The organism is Parasphingomonas zepuensis (genome assembly GCF_036663735.1).
Taxonomy (GTDB): domain Bacteria; phylum Pseudomonadota; class Alphaproteobacteria; order Sphingomonadales; family Sphingomonadaceae; genus Sphingomonas.
Genome location: NZ_JAXOJO010000028.1, coordinates 1 through 1,529, shown reverse-complemented (window position 1 = coordinate 1,529; position 1,529 = coordinate 1). Strand labels below are relative to the sequence as shown.

The following is a 1,529-nucleotide window of genomic DNA, read 5'->3' as shown; positions in this document are numbered from 1 at the left end:
TGCAGGTTTATGCCTGCGACATCGGGGCCGAACTGGGGGAGTTTTTCCTCGATTTCGGCGGCCAGGTCGGCGCCGATCACCTCATCAGCGTCGAGGCGCATGACCCATTGGGTGCGGACCTCCGCATGCTCGAGCGCCCATGCGAATTGTTGCGCATAGTTGACCCACGGATTGTGCAGGACGGTCGCGCCATGACGGCGTGCGATGTCGATCGTTGCATCGGTTGAGCCGGAATCCACAACGATAACCCGCTCGGCAAACGGTGCTACGGACTCGAGCGCCCGCCCGAGGTGAAGCTCCTCGTTGTGCGTCAGCAGAATGACGGAAAGGCTGACGGTCATGCCGTTGTCGGCCTACGCGCGGTCAGGACCATGCTCTTCCACAGATAGGGTATACGCCCGACCCCGCTGAAGCCGGTCAGTTCGAAACCGGCATCGGTCAACAATTTTCCCAATGTCGGCGGGCTCCAGAATTTGATGTGACCGCCATGCCACAGCGGATGATGATGGAAATCCCATTTGTTGATGACGGACAGCGCCAGATTCTTGAGGTAGCCATGATAAGGGGTGGTGATGATGAGCGTGCCTCCGGGGCGCAGCGCCTCGAAGCAGAACCGGGCAAGTTCTTGCGGCGCATAGAGATGTTCGACCACTTCGGTGCTGACGACGCAATCGTACCCGCCGTCGTTGCCGCCGATCGCACCGGGCGAATCCTCGAACCGCGCAACCTCGAACCGAATACCCGGATGCGTGGTTCTGGCGATTTCGATGCCCTTCGCATCGCCGTCGACCCCGACGACCTGATAACCGCGCGCATGCAGGTCGGCACAAAGCGCGCCACCGCCGCAACCGGCATCCAGGATGTCGCGTGCCCCGGTCTTTGCGACGAGTGCGCAAATTGCGGGATTCAGGTAATCGGCTGCGCCGTGATCCGTTTCGGAACCCCAGCCATAATCATCTGTGATCGCCCCCGACATCAATGCCCTCCGTCTTCAAGATCGGCCATTTCTTCGACTGCGCCGCGCCGGATGCGCAGGGCAGTCGCCGGATTGCCGCGATAAACCATATTCGGCGCAAGCGTGCCGAAGGCGACTGCCCGAGCCCCGACGACGGCGCGGTCACCGATAACGGTGCCAGGCCCCACAAACGCTTCCGCTGCAATCCATACGTCCCGGCCGATGCGAATAGGCCGGGCGATCAGCTGAAATGCGGGATCGTCAAAATCGTGTGTGCCGGCGCAAAGATGCGCACCCTGCGACACCAGCGAATCCTGCCCCAGCCGGATTTCAGCTTGGTTATAACAGGTCACGCGCGGGCCGATGACCGCGCGATCCTCCATCACCAGATGGGGTGGATACCAGATGCGCGCGCTGCCGCGCACGTCCGCGCCCTGGCCCATCCGCGCGCCGAACACCTTGAGCAGGAAGCGGCGCCACCCATGCAGGGCGCGCGGGGTCCAGCTCGCCAGCACCAGCCACACGATAATCCATGCCGCGCGGAGCAGCCGGTTGCCAAGCGAGAAACTGGGGC

Annotated in this window: 3 protein-coding genes; all 3 read right to left on the bottom strand. The window is 62.7% G+C overall.

Annotated features, from left to right (window positions below; translation table 11 throughout):
* A partial coding sequence (locus tag U1769_RS24925; RefSeq protein WP_332720856.1) for a glycosyltransferase family 2 protein occupies window positions 1-341 on the bottom strand: 341 nt, incomplete at its 3' end.
* Window positions 338-976: a class I SAM-dependent methyltransferase gene (locus tag U1769_RS24920; protein WP_332720855.1), complete on the bottom strand. Its 639-nt coding sequence runs from the start codon at window positions 974-976 to the stop codon at window positions 338-340. The genes U1769_RS24920 and U1769_RS24925, both read right to left, overlap by 4 nt.
* Entirely contained in the window at window positions 976-1,479 is a 504-nt protein-coding gene (locus U1769_RS24915) for an LbetaH domain-containing protein (RefSeq protein WP_332720854.1), read from the bottom strand. Before U1769_RS24915 ends, U1769_RS24920 begins: the two co-directional genes overlap by 1 nt.
* Between the last annotated feature and the right edge of the window lie 50 nt (window positions 1,480-1,529).